General features: G+C 57.9%; 13 protein-coding genes, 1 tRNA gene and 2 pseudogenes. 7 read left to right on the top strand and 9 right to left on the bottom strand.

Going from position 1 to position 17,867, the window contains the following annotated elements; translation table 11 throughout:
- Positions 1 to 80 precede the first annotated feature (80 nt).
- Entirely contained in the window at positions 81 to 986 is a 906-nt protein-coding gene (locus AZF01_RS20965; RefSeq protein WP_024706285.1) for a LysR family transcriptional regulator, read from the bottom strand.
- A gap of 134 nt (positions 987 to 1,120) precedes the next feature.
- On the opposite strand from AZF01_RS20965, the gene AZF01_RS20970 reads away from it, so the two are divergent.
- Both AZF01_RS20970 and moeB read left to right on the top strand, forming a co-directional pair.
- A complete protein-coding gene (locus tag AZF01_RS20970; protein ID WP_024706284.1) occupies positions 1,121 to 1,747 on the top strand; it encodes a bifunctional 2-polyprenyl-6-hydroxyphenol methylase/3-demethylubiquinol 3-O-methyltransferase UbiG in 627 nt (208 codons plus the stop codon).
- A 64-nt stretch (positions 1,748 to 1,811) separates the two neighbouring features.
- The gene (gene moeB, locus AZF01_RS20975; RefSeq protein WP_036235608.1) at positions 1,812 to 2,573 is read left to right on the top strand and encodes a molybdopterin-synthase adenylyltransferase MoeB; all 762 of its coding nucleotides are present in this window, start codon (positions 1,812 to 1,814) and stop codon (positions 2,571 to 2,573) included.
- Positions 2,574 to 2,578: 5 nt separating this feature from the next.
- Here the strand turns inward: moeB and AZF01_RS20980 are convergent, their stop codons facing one another.
- The 3 genes from AZF01_RS20980 to AZF01_RS20990 all read right to left on the bottom strand — a co-directional run bounded on the left by AZF01_RS20980 (position 2,579) and on the right by AZF01_RS20990 (position 5,757).
- Complete coding sequence (locus AZF01_RS20980) at positions 2,579 to 2,914, bottom strand: TIGR01244 family sulfur transferase (RefSeq protein ID WP_024706283.1); 336 nt, start codon at positions 2,912 to 2,914, stop codon at positions 2,579 to 2,581.
- 37 nt (positions 2,915 to 2,951) lie between these two features.
- Complete coding sequence (locus AZF01_RS20985) at positions 2,952 to 3,839, bottom strand: MBL fold metallo-hydrolase (RefSeq protein WP_024706282.1); 888 nt, start codon at positions 3,837 to 3,839, stop codon at positions 2,952 to 2,954.
- 148 nt (positions 3,840 to 3,987) lie between these two features.
- The gene (locus AZF01_RS20990) at positions 3,988 to 5,757 is read right to left on the bottom strand and encodes a sugar phosphorylase (RefSeq protein WP_024706281.1); all 1,770 of its coding nucleotides are present in this window, start codon (positions 5,755 to 5,757) and stop codon (positions 3,988 to 3,990) included.
- Between the two features lie 366 nt (positions 5,758 to 6,123).
- On the opposite strand from AZF01_RS20990, the gene AZF01_RS20995 reads away from it, so the two are divergent.
- Entirely contained in the window at positions 6,124 to 6,471 is a 348-nt protein-coding gene (locus tag AZF01_RS20995) for a hypothetical protein (RefSeq protein ID WP_152534421.1), read from the top strand.
- A 267-nt stretch (positions 6,472 to 6,738) separates the two neighbouring features.
- Positions 6,739 to 6,814: transfer RNA gene (locus tag AZF01_RS21000), tRNA-Phe, on the top strand.
- A gap of 50 nt (positions 6,815 to 6,864) precedes the next feature.
- On the opposite strand, the gene AZF01_RS21005 is transcribed toward AZF01_RS21000, so the two are convergent.
- Together AZF01_RS21005 and AZF01_RS24770 are read right to left on the bottom strand one after the other, a co-directional pair.
- On the bottom strand, positions 6,865 to 7,218 hold the full coding sequence (locus AZF01_RS21005; RefSeq protein ID WP_152534420.1) for a tyrosine-type recombinase/integrase: 354 nt from the start codon (positions 7,216 to 7,218) through the stop codon (positions 6,865 to 6,867).
- Positions 7,219 to 7,767: 549 nt separating this feature from the next.
- Positions 7,768 to 7,875: pseudogene (locus tag AZF01_RS24770) on the bottom strand (IS481 family transposase); the annotation flags it as partial.
- Positions 7,876 to 7,968: 93 nt separating this feature from the next.
- Here AZF01_RS24770 and AZF01_RS21015 point away from each other — a divergent pair.
- Positions 7,969 to 8,439 carry a hypothetical protein gene (locus AZF01_RS21015; RefSeq protein WP_082781114.1) on the top strand — a complete coding sequence of 157 codons (471 nt, stop codon included), beginning with the start codon at positions 7,969 to 7,971 and terminating at the stop codon, positions 8,437 to 8,439.
- A gap of 252 nt (positions 8,440 to 8,691) precedes the next feature.
- On the opposite strand, the pseudogene AZF01_RS23680 reads toward AZF01_RS21015, so the two are convergent.
- Positions 8,692 to 9,230, bottom strand: a pseudogene (locus AZF01_RS23680) (helix-turn-helix domain-containing protein); the annotation flags it as partial.
- Positions 9,231 to 9,433: 203 nt separating this feature from the next.
- Here AZF01_RS23680 and AZF01_RS21025 point away from each other — a divergent pair.
- Positions 9,434 to 9,796, top strand: coding sequence for a transposase (locus tag AZF01_RS21025; protein ID WP_210164521.1), 363 nt, complete (start codon positions 9,434 to 9,436; stop codon positions 9,794 to 9,796).
- 26 nt (positions 9,797 to 9,822) lie between these two features.
- Here the strand turns inward: AZF01_RS21025 and AZF01_RS21030 are convergent, their stop codons facing one another.
- Together AZF01_RS21030 and AZF01_RS21035 are read right to left on the bottom strand one after the other, a co-directional pair.
- Positions 9,823 to 14,415, bottom strand: a complete 4,593-nt coding sequence (locus AZF01_RS21030; protein WP_024706278.1) for a glycosyltransferase — start codon at positions 14,413 to 14,415, stop codon at positions 9,823 to 9,825.
- 602 nt (positions 14,416 to 15,017) lie between these two features.
- Entirely contained in the window at positions 15,018 to 15,635 is a 618-nt protein-coding gene (locus AZF01_RS21035; RefSeq protein ID WP_024706277.1) for a hypothetical protein, read from the bottom strand.
- Between the two features lie 561 nt (positions 15,636 to 16,196).
- On the opposite strand from AZF01_RS21035, the gene AZF01_RS21040 reads away from it, so the two are divergent.
- A complete protein-coding gene (locus tag AZF01_RS21040; RefSeq protein ID WP_024706276.1) occupies positions 16,197 to 17,858 on the top strand; it encodes a hypothetical protein in 1,662 nt (553 codons plus the stop codon).
- Positions 17,859 to 17,867 lie beyond the last annotated feature (9 nt).

Below are 17,867 nucleotides of genomic sequence, written 5' to 3' on the forward strand. Positions count from 1 at the left end.
TCACTGTAGCGCCGCGAGCGACGAGGTCAATTCGGCGCGAATTTGAAATATTGTTTCCGATATGGAGTTAATCGGGACTATCACCGCCCGCCGGATGAAAGTTTTGCGAGATGGTCGGCGAGAATATCGTAGACCACGCGGATGCGACGGCTGGAATGAAGCTCGCGATGGGTCACCAGCCAGATCGGCACGGTGATCGGCCGGAAGGCCGGAAACACCTCTTCCAGATCGGGAAACAGCGCGACGTCCTCCCTCAGCAAAAGCCCGATGCCGAGGCCCGCGCGCATCATTTCCGTCACCAGCGTGCCGCTTTCGGTGATTACCGGGAAATTGTCGACGGTCAGCGTGATGCCTTCCTCCGCAAACACCGGAAGAAGCTGTTCGCGGAACTCGAAGCCGAAGAAATCCGCCGATTTCAGCTTATCGATCGTCACCGGGCGGCCGAGGCGGTCGAGATAGCCCCTTGCCGCGTACATCGTCGCCGAGGTGACGCCGACCTGCTTGGCGATCAGTTCCGGCTCGGTAGGGCGCGCATGGCGGATGGCGATGTCGGCCTCGCGGCGGATCAGGTCGGAAAGGGCGTTGGACGTCTTGATGTCAAGCGCGATGCCGGGCGCGGTCTTGCGGATCTTCGCGACCACGCCCGGCAGATGATAGGTGGCCATCGCGTTCGTTGCGGCAATGCAAACCTCGCCCTCCACGGCCTGGGAATGGCCGGAGGCGGCAAGGGAAATACTGTTGGCGGCATTGTTCATGTCCCGCGCGTGGCCGAGAAGCTGGCGTCCGGCCGCCGTCAGCGTCATCGAACGGGTGCCGCGCTCGAACAGCGTCACGCCGAGGCTTTCCTCAAGGCCCGCCACCTGGCGGCTCAGCGTCGGCTGGGTGACCTTGAGCGCGCGGGCAGCTGCCGACAACGAGCCTTCCTCGGCCGTCGCCAGAAAGGCGCGGACCTGGTTCCAGTCATATCTGACAGCGTCCCATATCATCCATCTGCGTATAACAGCTCAAGGAATTTAGGCAATTCCCGCATAGTCTGAAAGTCTCTATCACTGCGGTCAACATCACGGCGGTTCAGCTGCAAATTGAACCGCGCCGCAACACGCTATGCAGGAGCCCGACAATGGCAGCCGACAAGAAAAAGTTCTGGGACAAGATCGCGGACAAGTACTCCCGCGACCCGGTCGCCGATCCGCAATCCTACCAGATCAAGCTCGACATCACGCGCGAGTATTTCCATCCGGACATGCGGGTGCTGGAGATCGGTTGCGGCACGGGCTCGACCGCGCTTTATCACGCGCCCGCCGTCGCCCGGATCGACGCCTTTGATCTTTCCGACACCATGATCGCGATTGCAAAACGGAAGGCTGAGGATGCCGCGGTCACCAATGTTCACTTTCGTCAGGGGGATGTCTCCGCCATGAATGGCTCAGACGGGCTTTATGATGCGGTGATGGCCCATTCGCTGCTGCATCTGCTGGAAGAGCGCGAACGGGTGCTTGAAAAAGTTCACGCCATGCTGAAGCCCGGCGGCGTTTTCATTTCCTCCACCGCCTGTCTCCGCGACTTCTCCTGGTATATCCGTGCGGCGCTCCCGGTGATGCAGATGGTCGGCAAGGCGCCTTACGTTGGCAGCTTCACCCAGGAAGGGCTGATCAACGAAATGGCCCGCGCCGGGTTCTCCGTTGTCCACCAGTGGTGCCCCGGCAAGAACAAGGCGACCTTCCTGGTCGCGACCCGGGCGCCTTGAGGCGGACAGGACCGCGGCATAGATTTTCGCGGATTTTGCCGGTCTCCCATGCTACAACGCGCCCATGACCGACAGCCAAGCCTTTTCATCCGAAGAAATCGACCGTTATGCCCGCCACATCGTGCTGCCGGAGATCGGCGGCGCGGGCCAGCAGGCGTTGAAACGCGCCCGGGTGCTGGTGATCGGCGCCGGCGGGCTCGGCAGCCCCATCCTGTCCTATCTCGCCGCCGCCGGCATCGGCACGCTCGGCATCGCCGATGATGACGGCGTCAGCCTCTCCAACCTGCAGCGCCAGATCATTCACGACACCGGCGCCGTCGGCGCGGCGAAGACGGAGAGCGCCGCCCGGGCGATCGCCCGCATCAACCCGCATGTGGTCTGTCGCCGGTTTCACGAACGGCTAGATGCCGGCACGATCGGCGACGTGCTTTCAGGCTTCGACCTTCTGGTCGATGGCTCGGACAATTTCGACACCCGCTATATGGCCGCCGACGCGGCCGAGCGGGCGGAGGTGCCGCTGGTGACCGGCGCCGTGGGGCGCTTCGACGGGTCGCTGACGGTGCTGAAGCCCTATGCGAACGGAGCGGGCGGCAAGGCCAATCCGCGCTACCGCGACCTCTATCCCAAGCGTCCGCCCGAAGGCCTTGTGCCGTCCTGCGCCGAGGCGGGGATTGTCGGTCCCGTCACCGGCGTCATCGGCACGCTGATGGCGATGGAGGTGATCAAGCTCGTCACCGGAGCGGGCGAGCCGTTGATCGGCAGGCTTCTTCTCTATGACGGGCTTTCCGCCCGTTTCGAGACCATCGCCTATGCCCGGAGGGGGTGAGGCGGTCAGCCGGCCTGCAGGGCAAGCTGGTAGAGGCTGACGCAGCGCCCGCCGGAGGCACAGAAGGCCAGCACCGGTCCCTCGGTCTCTTTCAGGATCTGCTTCAGTTTCGATGCCTGGGTGATCGGTTGGTGGCCGCCGCCGACCGGCACATAGTAGCAGGCAATGCCGGCTTCCTTCGCGGCGGCTTCGATCTCGGCATATTTCGGCTGGAAAAAGCCCTCGCCGTCGGGCCGCATGCAGATGACGGCGGCAAAGCCCGCCTTCGCCGCTTCCGGCATGTCCCCGGCCTTCAACTGGCCGGCCACGTGGTAGTTGTTGTTGATTGCACGGGTATGCATGCGTGTTTTCCTGATTTCGGATGGGGTGGTCGGCGCTTCAGAGCGCGTTGACCGGCACTTTCAGCATCAGCCGGCCGTCCTTGTCCCTGGGCATGGCGCCGGCGCGCATATTCACCTGCAGGGAGGGCAGGATCAGCCGCGGCATGGAAAGCGTGGCGTCGCGCTTTTCGCGCATCTCCACGAATTCATCCTCGCTGATGCCGTCATGCAGGTGAATGTTGTGGCGACGCTCCTCGCCGACAGTGGTTTCCCACGCGATGTCGCGACCGTTCGGGCCGTAGTCATGGCACATGAACAGGCGCGTTTCCTCCGGCAGTTCGAGGACGCGCTTGGTGGAGCGGTAAAGCGTACGGGCATCGCCGCCGGGGAAATCGGCGCGCGCGGAGCCGCCGTCCGGCATGAACAGCGTATCGCCGACAAAGGCCGCGTCGCCGATCACATGGGTCATGCAGGCGGGCGTGTGGCCGGGCGTGTGCATCACATGCGCCGTCATGCCGCCGATCTCGTAGCTGTCGCCATCGGTAAACAACCGGTCGAACTGCGAGCCGTCGCGCTCGAATTCCGTGCCCTCGTTGAAGACCTTGCCGAACGCGTCCTGGACGATCACGATATTCTCGCCGATGCCGATGCGGCCGCCGAGCTTCTCCTGGATGTAGGGCGCGGCCGACAGATGGTCGGCATGAACATGGGTTTCGATCAGCCACTCAAGCCGCCAGCCCTTCTCGCGGATCATTGCGACCATCCGGTCGGCGCTCTCGTGGGTGATGCGTCCTGCCGCGTAGTCGATGTCCATGACGCTGTCGATCACGGCGCAGGCGTCCGATCCCGGATCGCGCACGATATAGGAGATCGTATTGGTAGCCGGATCGAAGAACCCGTGAACCTCCGGTTTGAGGTCGGGCGCGGGCGTAAAGGGCAGGGTCATCTCGGGGCCTCCTCGGGTTTGGTGCGGCAAACTATTAGCGCACAGTTCGTATCTACGCAAATATGAATTTATTATGGCAGATGCGATCGCGACCGATCGACTTGCATCGGATCTTTCGACAGGGAAGACAGGCCCGGACCACGGTCGGTCAGGCGCGGTTGGTGATCCACCGGCACTGGTAGGGCGCGAAACCGATCCTGGCCTCGTCGACCGTCTCACCGGAGATCAGATCGATCCAGCGTTCGCCGCCGATGAGATTGAGCGCCATGGCCGGGATTTCGAGCGTCTCGTCGGTCACGTTGTTGATCGCGAAAATGCTCTGGGTGCGGTCGACGCTCTGTCGCCAGAAACCGAACAGTTTCTCGCCGAGATGCAGGGTGAACTGCGTTGCGTTCGGGTGGAAGGCCGGCTGCCGCGTGCGGATGCCGATCAGTTTGCGCATGGCATTGAACACCTTGGCGTGCTGCGTGGTCTCGTCGGCAAGGGCTTCCTGCAGCGCGTCATAGTTCCAGCGGTGGCGGTTGATCGCCCGGTTATGGCCGGATTTCTCCACGCCCTCATAGTCATTGCTGGTCGCCAGCAGCGAGTGGATGTAGAAGGCGGGAATGCCTTCCAGCGCCATGGCGATCGTCTGGCTGCAGAGGAAGCGGGCGATGTTGTGTTCATCCTCGCCCTTCACCGTGCCTTTCAGCGCGTCAAACAGCGAGACATTCATCTCGTAAGGCCGCATCGAGCCGTCGGAAAGCTGGCGCATGGAAACCCTGCCGCCAAAGCTCTTCACCGTCTCGACCATCTCACCGATCGCCTCGTCGGAGAGCAGGCTTTCGGCGGGCCTGAGGCCGATGCCGTCATGCGACGCGGTGAAGTTGAAATAGGCGCAGCCCATCTGCGCCGGCGGCATCGCCATCTGCCAGGCATTGAGAAACTGCGATGTTCCCGTCATCAGCGCATGCACGATCAGCGGCGGCAGCGAGAAATTGTAGATCATGTGCGCTTCGTTGCGGTTGCCGAAATAGCTGAGGTTTTCGACATTCGGCACATTGGTCTCGGTGATGAGGACGATGCTTTCCTCGCTGTAGTCGGCGAGCACCCGCATCAGCCGGATGATCTCGTGCGTTTGCGGCAAATGGATGCAGGAGGTGCCGACCTCCTTCCAGATGAAGGCGCAGGCATCGAGCCTGATCGTGCGCACGCCGCGATTGATATGGAAGCGCATGATGCGCAGGAATTCGAGCAGGACCTCCGGATTGGAGAAGTCGAAATCCACCTGGTCGTGGCTGAAAGTGCACCACACATGCTTCTCTCCGTCGGCGGTTTCCACCTTGCGCAGCAGCGGATGCGCGCGCGGGCGAACCACGGACGAGAGATCATCTTCCGGGGATGCGGTGAAGAAAAAGTCCCTGTAGGGTTCGTGGCCCATGCGGAACTCGTTGAACCAGTTGCTCTGGCTGGAACAGTGGTTGAGCACCAGATCCGACATCAGCCGGAACTCGCGACCGATGCGTTCGATATCCTCCCAGCCGCCGAGGCCGGAATCCACCGCGCGATAATCGGTTATGGCAAAGCCGTCATCGGACGTGTAGGGAAAATAGGGCAGGATGTGCACGCCCTTGATCACGCCCTTCAGGTTCTCGGTGAGAAAATCCTGCAGCAGCGACAGCGGCTTGTGCTCGCCGTCGATGATCGAATTTCCGTAGGTGATCACATAGGCGTTGTCGGCGCTCCACATGTTGTTGCCGGCCACGCGGCCGCGTTTGCGCGGGACGACGCCATCGCCCCAGTAGGCCTCGAGCACCTGCCGCGTCAGCGCGCGGGAATCCTTTTCCGGATAGATGCTCTCCAGATGAAGCCGGATGCTTTCCCGCAGCCGCCTGGAAATCACCATGGCCTTTTGCGGCGTCTCAGAAACTGTCGTCATTCTTGTCCTTCTTTCCCCACACGCCAAGGTTAGCATGTCGGTTTTGATTGGCAATTGCCTATCGGGGACAAAACCGCGCTTTCCCGGCCGGCTTTTATTGCAGCGCCGCATGCGCGCGGATGCTGGCAGGACCGCCAAGAGGAAGCGCGTGCCCGGCGATTTTTCCGCCCCTCGGCGACGCGTTGTGCCGCCGAACGGCGTCGCCGAAGCGCGAACCCGGCCGCGCCGGCGGAAACGAACGCTTTCAAACGACTTGCATTTGTGCTAGTACATGAAGCATATTATTTCGGATACGTTAGAAAAAGATCAGATTTTAGAATATAAATTTAGAATTTATATTCATAATATATGATATTAAGGCTGATTGTGAGCAGTTCGTTCGAGAGTATACCTTTTTTTCAGGGGCGCCAGGCCCTCGACCCGCGTCTCATCTCGCATGCCGGCGCCCTTGCCGCGCTTGCCGGAACCGAGCGTATCCGGATTGCCAGGGCGCTGGAAGCGGGCGGGCTGAGCCGGATCGAGATCTGCCGGAGGACCGGGCTCTCCCTCATCGAGGTTGCGGCCGCCATGGCTTCGCTCGCCGGCCAGGGGTTGATCCTGAAGCTGCGGCACGGCGGCGAGACAATCTATGAACTTGCCCATCCCCGGCTCGGCGAGGTGATCCTGCTTGCGGAAGAACTGTCCGGCTCGCGCCCCTTTCAATCGGCCGGCTGAGGCGGGCGGCGGCTGCCTGTCGGGCATTGTGACCCGCGCGGGAGCCCGCGGAGGCTTCGGACGGACTGGCCTCCCGCCCTCATGTCGACGGGTCGGCGGACGTTTTCCCTTCCGGACGGCGGCCAGCGGAGAGCGGGAAGAGAACGCGAAATTTTCTTGAAAAAACGGAAAAATGCCGCTGGACTTGAAAAAACAAGATGCTATAAACGCGCTCATTCGCGGGCCGACGGCCCGCAAAGGCGGCCCTTCTTTGAACCTTGGGCCCCTGCCCAGATAGCTCAGTTGGTAGAGCAGCGGATTGAAAATCCGCGTGTCCGTGGTTCGAATCCGCGTCTGGGCACCACTTCAACCCTTTGGGTTTATTCATCTTTTTCATTTCCGTCCTGCCTTCGCTTATTCCGGTTTGACATTTTTCGTTTTGCGTCTGTTCACTTCGGCTTCGAAATCCGCCATTGCGCCAGTGGTCTGTTCCCGCATGTCTGCGCGCCTTGAATAGTGCCGTGCCATGGCTTCGGTATTCTGTCCGAGCACGAGCTGGATGGACGCGTAGTCCTTGCCCATTTCGCGGAGGATGGTCGCTACCGTATGGCGCAGACCTTTCAGTGTGAGGCCGGGCTGAACCTTTCCCTGCTCCTCAAGCGCCATGCGGATCGGTCGCCATGAGGCGCGAAATCCGGCCGTGGTCCAAGGCCGACCGTAGCTGTTGGCGCAAAGCGTGATGGCGTCGTGTTGCGGCTGGTTGGCCATGGCCTGCGCCACATCGGGCAACAGGGGAGGGCGACGGCTATTCCGGTCTTTCCGCGTCTGGTGATGATGTCGCCATTCGAAAGGGCAGACCGGGGCAGCTTGAGCGCGTCCTGCGGATCGAGGCCGTAATACATCATCAGCATCACGGGCGGCAGCATATGCGCCGGAAGAGCCTCTATGACGGCTTCACGCTCAAAGTCTGCCCAGGGTCTGTTTGCCTGCGGGGCATCCTTCGGGCGCGGTTTGTTCTTCACGTCCTTGGCCAGGTTCTCTCTGGTTTAGCCGTACTCGATCCCCCATTCGACGATGGCGGAGAGGGCGGTTTTCACATAGTTGTCCCAGCGAATACCCAGCTTGCCCGCTGCCTTGTCCCGTATCTTGCGCACCAGAGGTGGTGTGAAGCGCTTCGTCGGTATCGACGCATCCGGCTTTCTTGCTCTCGATCCAACGGTCGAGATCTGACCGGCCGTAGCGAATGGTGCCGTCTCCAAAGGCAACCGGAGCCACCGGGCAGCACAGCGGAAAACGCTTGATCGCGAGGCCGCAATAGCGAGCAGCCTGAGATTTGGTCATCATGCGCGGCTGGAGTGCATAAAGGCAGTCGTCAAGAGGCAGCAAGGTGTGCCTGTGGAAGGCGACAATGGTCGCTTCCTCTTTCGGGCTGCGGATGAGTTCTCCCGGGATGCGGTTCTGGCCGAGCAGGTGGCACGACTTGAGGCGCGACATTCGCGGATCGGACCCGAGACGGACGTGGTGATCCAGGCGTCCGTCAGGCTTGGAGATTATGACGCGGCGCGTGGCGGATTTCCGGTAAGCCTGTTTACGCCAGGCACCTATCTGCGGGTCAGGGGCGGACTGCGGTTCTCCAACGGCAGCGACTATGCGATCCTGCCGGCAACGCCGGAAGAAGGCCGCGCCATCCGGGAACGGGAGGCATCATCTTCCCTGAACTCGGCAATCCTGCGCGCGGGCGACTTCCGTCGCGATCCGGGACATGCCAACGGGCTGCTCGCCATGCTCTATCAGTTCGACTATGTCGACGGCGATGGCGGCATTATTGCCAGCATGGCCCATGCCCCGCAAACGCCGGCGCTCGATGACGAGGCGGTCGAGGCGCTGGTCCAGAACACACAGGCAGACATTCTTGCCGCGGCATCCCTGCCGCCGATCGGATCGGGCTGGAGCGCTGTCCGGCATGCATTGACGGCCGGTTCCGTATAGTCGGTGGCCGGATCGAAGAGGAGGATCTGGACGAAGCTGCTGAATTCCGGGTCGGCTTCGGCAATGATGGCGATATGGTCGCCGGGATTTTCGCCAATCAGGATTTCATGGCGCGGGCGCGTCTTCCCCTCGGCGAGATCGACACCAATCCGACAGGAAGGGGGCTTAACTGCGGCACACCGCATCTCGCCGATGCCTGCGGGGTTCTCATCTTCGACAGGATTGATGGTGACTGGAAACTGACGCGGGCTGAAGGGCTTCGAACGCAGCGATATGGCAGCGCAGGACCGTCGGCAGGTTCTGATGCATGACGAAGCGCGCCCAGATGAGGGGCTATGCCCCAGCACCATCGAGAACAGCCACACAATCCTCGGCGTCATTGGTTCGTCGGTGAATATGACATGAAACTGGGCGAAATCGACCTGGGTCGGCTCGCCGGGCGGCGTCTCAAAGCGCACTTCGAAACCCTGGCTGGCCGGAGGCCGTACATCGCGAAGAAAATCTGTCACGGCGGTGTAACCGCCCTTATAGCCTCGCTCGCGCAGTTCTCGAAATAGCCGGCTCCCGGTCAGGCCGGGGTAGGCCTTCACGCGCTCCCGCAGATAAGAAGCAAACGGATCAATCACCGTTGCCCGAGGCTTTCTGGGGCCATAGACCGGAGCCTCAAGGCCACGCTCTATGTATTTGCGCACCGTCTTGCGGTCGATGCCCGTTTCTCTGGAAATGGCCGACACCGTCAGCCCCTGCTGATGCAGATCCAGTATCATAATTGTCTCCCTCAGCTTGATCACCAAAATCCCCCTTCCGACCATCGGAAGAAGAATGGGTGATGACGCGCCGCCGGTCTTCCGGGGCTCGCCCCGGAAGACCGGCGGCAGCAGCGCATGGGGAAGATTCAAACGGCACTATTGGGGAGTATTGCTCCGGAGATGACAGTCCCCCAATGGTCATTGGAAGACGCTGACCTTCCTGGCCGGCTAACCGCGACGGCAACGTGGCACCCCTCGTACTCGACGGTCCCATCAATGGCATCGCTTTTACCGCATGGGGCCAGCAATGTCTGGTCCCGACACTCAAGGCCGGTGACATCGTCATCCTCGACAATCTGGGAAGCCATAAAGGAAAGCCGGCACGCGATGCAGTTCGCGATGTCGGTGCGCATCTCTTCTTCCTGCCGCCCTACAGCCCAGACCTCAATCCCATCGAGATGATGTTCGCAAAGCTCAAGACGCTCGTCAGGAAGGCGGACGAACGAACCGTCGAAACAACATGGAGACGCATCGGAGAGCTCCTCAAGCTCTTCACCCCGCAGGAGTCTTCCAGATATCTCAGACATGCAGGCTATGGTTCAGAATAAACCTGACAGACTCTAGTCGATTTTGTTTATCTGAGCTGCTGCCCGAAAAGCGAGGAGATTGCATCGTTGAAACGGCTGTAGCTGAAATCAAGCGCGCGGGAATGGGCCGCTAGACTCAATCTCTGCAACTCATCCTCCGATATGTCGTTCATGATGCGTCTGGTCTGATCAACCAGACCCGCTATGTCCTCATAGAGGAACCCGTTAACTCCATCGGTGATGATCTCGGTCGGGCCGCCAGCGCGGAGGGCCACAGGAATCGCTCCGCCTGACATTGCCTCGACGAGGCTTATGCCGAAATGCTCCGCCTTCTCCGGTTCAGCCTGAAGGTCGCGGCCAAGGCCGGTCGCGTGCCAGTAGACCAGGCTCTCCGAATAAAGCTGTTTGAGCCTGGCTATCGGACAATTGATATGGAAGAAAACAGGCAAATCGGCTGCCGTCTCCCGGATAGAGGCGAGAAAATCGATATCGCTTGGCTCCGGGGACGACGAGCCGGCCAGATGCAACTCCACATCGCTCACCCCGCCTTCGACAAGCTTTCGCAACGCCTCGATCTGGAGATCCTGGCGCTTCGAATGGCCGCCGACAAAGAAACGTCCAACGGAGAAAATCATGCGACGCTTCGATTTTACCGGTTCGATCAACGGAACGGGCGGATAGACAATCTGGGTCGGCAAGACCTGAAGTCCGGCCTTTTTGCAGAGACTTCTGTAGTTTTCCTCCGTGTAACTCGAGTTGACCATCACTTTCTGGTAGGTCTGCAACATGGCGCCGTTGCTATCGGCGTTTTCCTTTAGCTGAAACGGAAACTGGCAGTGATAGATTCTCACGCGACCGCGCCCCGCGACAGGCGGCAGAGCGGCGTTGCCCATCGTTAGCATGAGGTCCGGATCGGGGCCCTTCTTAAACTCGGCGAGGGTTTTGAACCTCAGCATGCCAAGATCGATTTCGAAAGCCGATCCGATCTGCCGCAAGCGAAGATCGGAATAATGATAAGGCGTGACCACTTCGACCCTATGCGTACGCGCCAGTTGCCGGGCGGCGCTCAGAAGGTAACGTTCGCCGCCCCCGGGCGTGACTGAGTAGGGAGAAAAAACAACGGCAACCGGAAGATCTTCGCTCTCCTTCGGGGGCAATGACCAATCATCCGGCATGAAATCCGCAAGTTTTTCAGACAGCACTGCATCATCACGTTCGCGCAGAAACTCGCCCCAGCGCGCGACGAACTTGTCCCTGTTGGAATCGCCCAAAGCCTTGCGCCGCACCTCAGCCTCCGTATTGCCGTTCGCGGCGGCACCCTCGATATGAATAACTCGGCTTTCCGGGCAATAGGCAACAGGCCTGCCGAGTGCGCGCAACTTGAAACACAGATCAGTATCTTCGTAATAAGCAGGCTCGAAGATGAGGTCAAAGCCGGCAGCTTTCATGAACATCTCTCGATCGATCAAAAGCGCCGCTGCAGAGATATAGTCGACAAACTTCTCCGACAGGATATCTTGGGTCGGAAATTCCTGGTCGCGACCGTAGCGGACCGGATACCCGCCTTCGTTGATCGTTCCACCCGCCTCCTGAACGCGGCCGTTCGGCCAGAGGAACATCGGCCCCACCGCGCCGAGCGTAGGGTTGTCATTCATCATTTGGAGCATGGCCGCCAGCCAGCCTGATTGCGGAAATGCATCATTGTTTAGCAATACAACGTACTTTCCACTGGCTGCTTCCGCCGCAATGTTGTTTGCTTCTCCGAAAAAACGGTTACAGCCGATCTTGATGAACGTTACGCCCGGGATTGGCTTTGACAAGCGTTCGATATCGTCCTCGCCGGAACCGTTGTCGACAATCACAACCTCATAGGTGTGCCCTTCGGTATTAAGCCAGATCTGACGAATGCACTCCAGCGTAAGATGTGCGGCGTTCCAGTTGACAATCAGAATGGACACTTCCGGATTGTCGCTCGTGCACCAGCGCGACGCGCGTTCCAGCACCTGCGCGGTAATGAACTGCGCGGCTCCCGGATAACTGGGACGATAGCGGCCAGGGCTCACAGGAACAGGAAGGGACCCGGCCGCTTTGAGGCCCTCGCTTCTCAACGTATCGACGGCATCGGACCATGTCGGGCGGAAGAACTCACGCCGTATTTTGCCTTCCGCTGCCGCGACGGCATCGTGGTCAGTGAGGGCCCTAGTGAACACTTCGACTGCGCCTTCAATGTCATTCGGATCGAAGTACCAGACGAGATCCGACGCCTGCTCCATAACAGGCGGCAGATTGGAGGCAAGGCACAATTTGCCTTGCTGAAGGCTCTCCACCACCGGCAGACCGTATCCCTCGCTCAGCGAAGGAAACGCTGTGAAGCGGCAGGCTCGGGTCAGCACGGCGATTTCCTCGTCGTCCAATCCGGACAGGACAACAAGCTTTCCTGTCTCGGCCAGATCACGATAGACCGAGTCCTCTGAGCCCAACCCGGCGTCGTTGCGTCCTGCTAGTACCAATTGGGGCACATCATACCCACTTTTCACCAGCATACGCCAAAGCCGGCACAGCAGTACCTGATTCTTGCGTGCATCGACCGTTCCGACGCTGAGCACGAAATCATCGACCTGAACCCGGGTGAACTTGTCCTGCTGAAGCAGCTTTTCGGGTGCCGCAATTTGTTTCAGCGGATGCGCCCCGAAGGGGATTTTGACGATCTCCGCTGCGACTTCTATTCCCTCGAGAACAGCCCAGCGCAGAATTTGCGCGCGTACGTATTCCGTAGAGACAAAAACACGATCTGCGGTCTGCAGGGCAACCGTCAACCACTCCGCAAAACGTGTTGACTGCGGCTCATCGACATCCGCGCCCCCTTCAAGAGGGATGATGTCATGAACCAGAACCGAAAAGCCGATCCCCGTTTGGTAAAGATGCTGAAAAAGCGCAGTGAACTTGGGCGTCCACACCAGACCGGTGAAGAATACATGATCGCCTTTCGAAGGAGCCCCAGCAGCGCTGAATTTAACAGCAGCATCGCGATAGCTACTGTCCAGCTTCGCGAGCAGATCAGCATCCAATTCGGCGCGGCTCATACCGATCAGGTCAAGGTCGGACCTTCCCGTGCGGCACGGCGCGAAATCGACGTGCTCTTCGCGCAGCGCGGCACTCAGAATTTCGACGGACACGCGTCCGACGCCTGTCAACCTTTGATGCGCTTTCAGCCAGTCAAGCGTGTCGCCGACATAGAACCACAGGCGGGGAGACCGGGAGACCGGTCGCGATGAACAAACCTTCTCCGGTTGAGGTTCCGGTATCGGTACAACAGTGGCTTGCAGGAATGAGTCTGCCCGCTCGATGCGAATTTGCCGATAAGCCCTCCGCTTCTTGGCGTTAAACGGATGACGATAAAGTGCCGTATACCGGAGTTTTCTTCGGTCGATAGTTTCCTGGGAAGATTGCGAAGGTAGCACACTGTTTGCTGTCGTCGAGGCATTCAGGCTCCGCAATATCTTTTCGCGTTTCTTCTGCCGGTATTTCCTGCGCTTACGACCTGAGAAAGGATGCCGAACAGAGGCTTTCCATCGCAAGGCGCGAAACTTTGGCCTTTGCAGTTCCAAGACCAGGACATCCAGCAATGAAGACATTCGCTCGGTCCCAGCCTGAGTTTCCCGAGAACGCGATTGCTGCAACTCGCCCGAGTACTGATCGACAAGAGTGGCCAAGGAACTAATCTGGTGAAGCAAATCGTCTATTTGCTGTCCACGACGATCGCTCAGCTCGCTTGCCTCGACTAGGGTCTTCTTTACTTGGTCGAAGCTGGAGGCAAGCTTTAGGCACTGCTCCCTGTTTTGGTCAGCGTTTGTCCTTGCCTCTTTCAGAGCCACCTCCAAGTCACCCAATTTACGCCTCTGATCGGTCGTCTCTACTCGCAGGGCATCACGGTCCGCCTTAACGATGAGAGCGTTCCATTCCCGGGCAACCTTGTCACCCAACATGCTGTAGGCTCTTCGTATCTCAGTCGTCCTAGCGTCATCGCCATTCATGAACGGGACAAGACATTCCGGGACTTCACCCAGGGCCAGCACGCCGAGCCCATGCTGATGGTGGAAATTGAAAGACGGGTATTTCTCACTCAGCTCACCAAAAAGCTTCCATACGCCGAACTCACGCTCTCTGACCTCGGTATCGTGAAACAAAACGATGGCGTTGTTCGAAAGCTTCGGAAGCCATTCCTCAAAATCGCTCTTAGCGTCCTCGTAAAAATGACGGCCATCAATGTGCAGAAGATCAATATAACCGTCGGAAAACTGTGAAACAGCCTCGCTGAATGTCGAGCGCACAAGCTGGGAAAAACCGGAATACCGCTCATTAATCCGGGACACGCTCTCAAACACGCTCTCCTCATAGAACCCGGCATGCTTATCACCAACCCAAGTGTCGACCGCAAAGGATTCTGTTCGTAGATCATGCTTCTTGATGGCTTGACAAAAGCAGAAATAGGAGAAGCCATTATGCGTGCCGAGCTCGACGAAAACCTTGGGATCGAGCGCAGAGATAAGATGGAACGCAAAGGGCGCGTGCCCCAGCCAGCCGGACTCAACAATCGTCTCCGGGAGAATCAAGCTGTTCTGAGAAAGGAATTCCTGCATGTATCACTCGGCTGTTTAGTGCACCAACGAGCCCAAACTTGGATTGAGGTGCAGTAATCGGTTCGCTTTTAGCAATTATGGCGGATTTGGAGGCTCCGGGAAATTGGCAACTTCTGATAATTCACAGGGGCCGATTTGTCACCGCTGTTTGCAAATTCAATTCGACCTTATTATCCATCACGTCAGCATTGTCGAGATCAACCGCTACCTCGGCGATTTCCTTGGCTTCCGCCCATCCACAGCCATTGCCGTGGCTCCGAACCAGCCAAGGACTGCCTCCTCCATCGAGCGTGCCATGCCTTCGCCGCAACCGTCAGAACGAGACGCCGAAGGTTTGCGGTCTCGCTCCGGTTTGTGGCGGCGGCTTGCGCCAATCTACCCCGATGCATACCTTGCATGGCAGGGGGACAAGGCGGCGTCGACGCCGTAAGTAATAGGTTCCTAAAGCGTGGATGCGGGAAATAACTTTCCTGAACCTGAGAAAGGGGCAAATTTTTGCAAAATAATAATTTGGTTATTGTTGCTGAAATCTATTTGTACATAAACCATCATATGGATTATTTTAGATATCGTGTATAATTTAAATGCGTAATTGCAAAAAATTAAAATCGGTGAATTTTCGCCGGATTCACGACTTTCAGGAAGGCTTTCCGGGCCTCACTCCGCCTGATTCCATGCTCTCTTAATAACGGTTCTATGGCTGACCAGAAATACCCAAAATCTTCAGCAAAGTCCGGGAAGCAAAAGAAGTAAGTCCGAACCCGGAACTTGATCAGCGGATAAACAGCTTTGTAAAATTGGAACGCCAACGCGTTTTCCTGAGTTTCCGGGTTGTCGGTATACCACAAACCGCCTGCCGTCGCGCCGGCCTCGGAAACGCGGCGCCTGCTCTCAGCCGCAGAGAAAATGTCTCGCATAGGGATAAGAGCGGCATGAATTCGGGTCTGCTTGCATTCCAGCGCATTCATCAGCTCATCCGCATACCAGGGAGACTTGATCACGTAGGGGCTGTTTTCAGCGATCAGCGGGCGCTCCAGTCCGGCATATGATATCGGGTCTACAGAGCTAAGCGCCTCTGACACGTCATAGCCTGTGTTGAACCCCAACACCGTAAAAAACTGGATTAGCAATGTCGTACCGGTTCTGCCGGTGCCAGTGATAATAATATGACCGTCAGAAGCATCGGTTCGACTGCGCACTTTTTTCTTGAAAAATCTCATACAAGACAACCTTCAATCCGGTGCTCAAAAAAGACCGCGTCGAACCTCATACGACTAACGGCTCCCCCTAGGGATACGATAAAACGTTGAAGGTTCAACTGCAAAGTCAGGCAGGCCTTGATAAGCGCACAGGCTCAAACCCGGTTGAACTTGGAGCCAATTGCAGCGATGAGCGGGGTCTGTAGCGCCATCCAAAAGTATTGCGGCACATGGAGCAACTGATTTCTTCTCACATAGATACACTCATATGAACCCGAGGTGCTCATGAGCAGATCTGCAGCTGCCATTCCGAAGCAGGGCGTGCTTGCAGCATTACACGAATCCGACACACAGTGGAGCGCAGACCGGACCGGAGCCACATCGAATGGTGGCCATCCTCTTTCGGGAAGAGAAGTTCCGCGATCATATGATCGTTTGAGTTGTCACGCATTTGTGCGCATCTTCTGCGTTTTCGCTGATCGGCTTTCTATTTCGGACATCGCAGTGCGAAAAATAGGTTCAATTTTGCGCCTTTTGCAGGTATCAAATTGATTCTAAAAATCAGATCCCGCAGGTAAATCGATGTACCGTAATTCGGATAAGCCCCAATCAAAAGAGCAGTGGTACGTCAGGAATAATTATGTTTACTTTCCAGTCTTCCTGGCTTTTTTTATTATACTATCTCTGTCGATATCAACTGACGGGTCTCCAGACTTCAAAATATACCATTATTATAATGGGTTTGCCGCTTGGAATGACCGAGCCGGGCTGGATATTGCTCCGGCACAGCTGCAAACCTATTTTTTCAACGGGCTCGATGCCCTCTATTACCTTCTCTTCCGTGACCTCAATGACCACCCGAGGCTTCTGAACGCGATCCTAGCAATACCCTACGGTATAGCCGCCTATTTGGTCATGATAACGGCCTGGAGTTTCCGCTCAAGCGACGGCGCACCCTGGCGACTTCTCTCCATCTTCATTGCGATATACGGGCTTCTCGGGGCCGGAATATACTCTACCTTTCTGACCACGATGACCGACGTGGTCCCAGCGCTGCCGCTTTTCCTTGCGGTGGCTCTCTGGTTTACATGGATGCGGGAAGAGAAGACGGCGCTGCCTCGCGTGCTTTTGCTCGGCGTCATCGCAGGTATATCGGTCGGACTGAAGCTGACACTGGTCCCCTATTTTCTCGGCCTGATGTTTGCAATCCTTATAACGGAAATGGCTTCGCCCAAAGGTGCTGTGGTGAAGGCCCTTCTGTTCTCGGTCTCGGGCTTTGCGCTTTTCTTGATCATCGACGCACACTGGCTTCTGAAGAACTACGCGCAGTTCGGAAACCCGATCTTTCCTCTGATGAACAACGTGTTTAAATCGGACTTCGCGTCGCATGCCAGTTGGACCGATGAACGGTTCAAGCCCGATGGCGTGATACAGGCTCTCTTCTACCCCGCATATTGGGCCTTTCGTGAATCACATGTCGCGATCGAGCTCAACATGCGGGATGCCCGTATATTGATCCTGGTTGTCTCCGCCGTCATTGCACTGGTTGCTGCAATATGGTCCCTCGTGCGCGATCGGAAGTTGGCATTTACTTCAACCTCCTTCAGGATGTTTCTGGCTTTAGCCGTTTTCTGCCTTTTTTCCTATGTGCTTTGGGAAATCGAGTGGTCGATCTATCGCTACCTGACGACAATCGAAGCTTTAAGCGGGATCCTTCCTGTCGTTTTGGTCCAGCGTCTCGTCGCAGGTCGGTCTGTCGACCGAAAGCCCGGCAAAAACTGGCGTGTTGTGGGCGCAACGGTCGGGATGGTCGCCTTGATGGCCTTTGTCATGCACGACACGCATTACCCATGGTGGAGCCGAGCAAAACCATCTGACAAGGTTGTTTCGGTCGAACTCCCCGATATAGAAGACAATGCGATGGTTTTGTTTCTAGATGCCTATGCCTATTCGTGGCTTGTTCCGGAAATGCCTGAAGGCGTGAGGGCCATCGCCGTCCAAAGCAATATTACGAGCCCCGGGCGCGAAGGCAAACTTCAGGAAATGGTCGACAATGCCGTTCGAACTTTTCAAGGGCCATTATGGGGCTTCGAATACCCGGCAGCGTTTAAAGGATCGGCGGATCAAGCACTGGACTACTACGGGCTGGAGCGCACCGATGAGTGCACTGCCTTGGTGTCCAATGTCGATGACGCCCCGTTCGTGCAGATATGTGCGCTTACGCGGCAATCGGATGACCCGTGAAATGGTCGA

The organism is Martelella sp. AD-3, from assembly GCF_001578105.1.
Classification (GTDB): Bacteria; Pseudomonadota; Alphaproteobacteria; order Rhizobiales; family Rhizobiaceae; genus Martelella.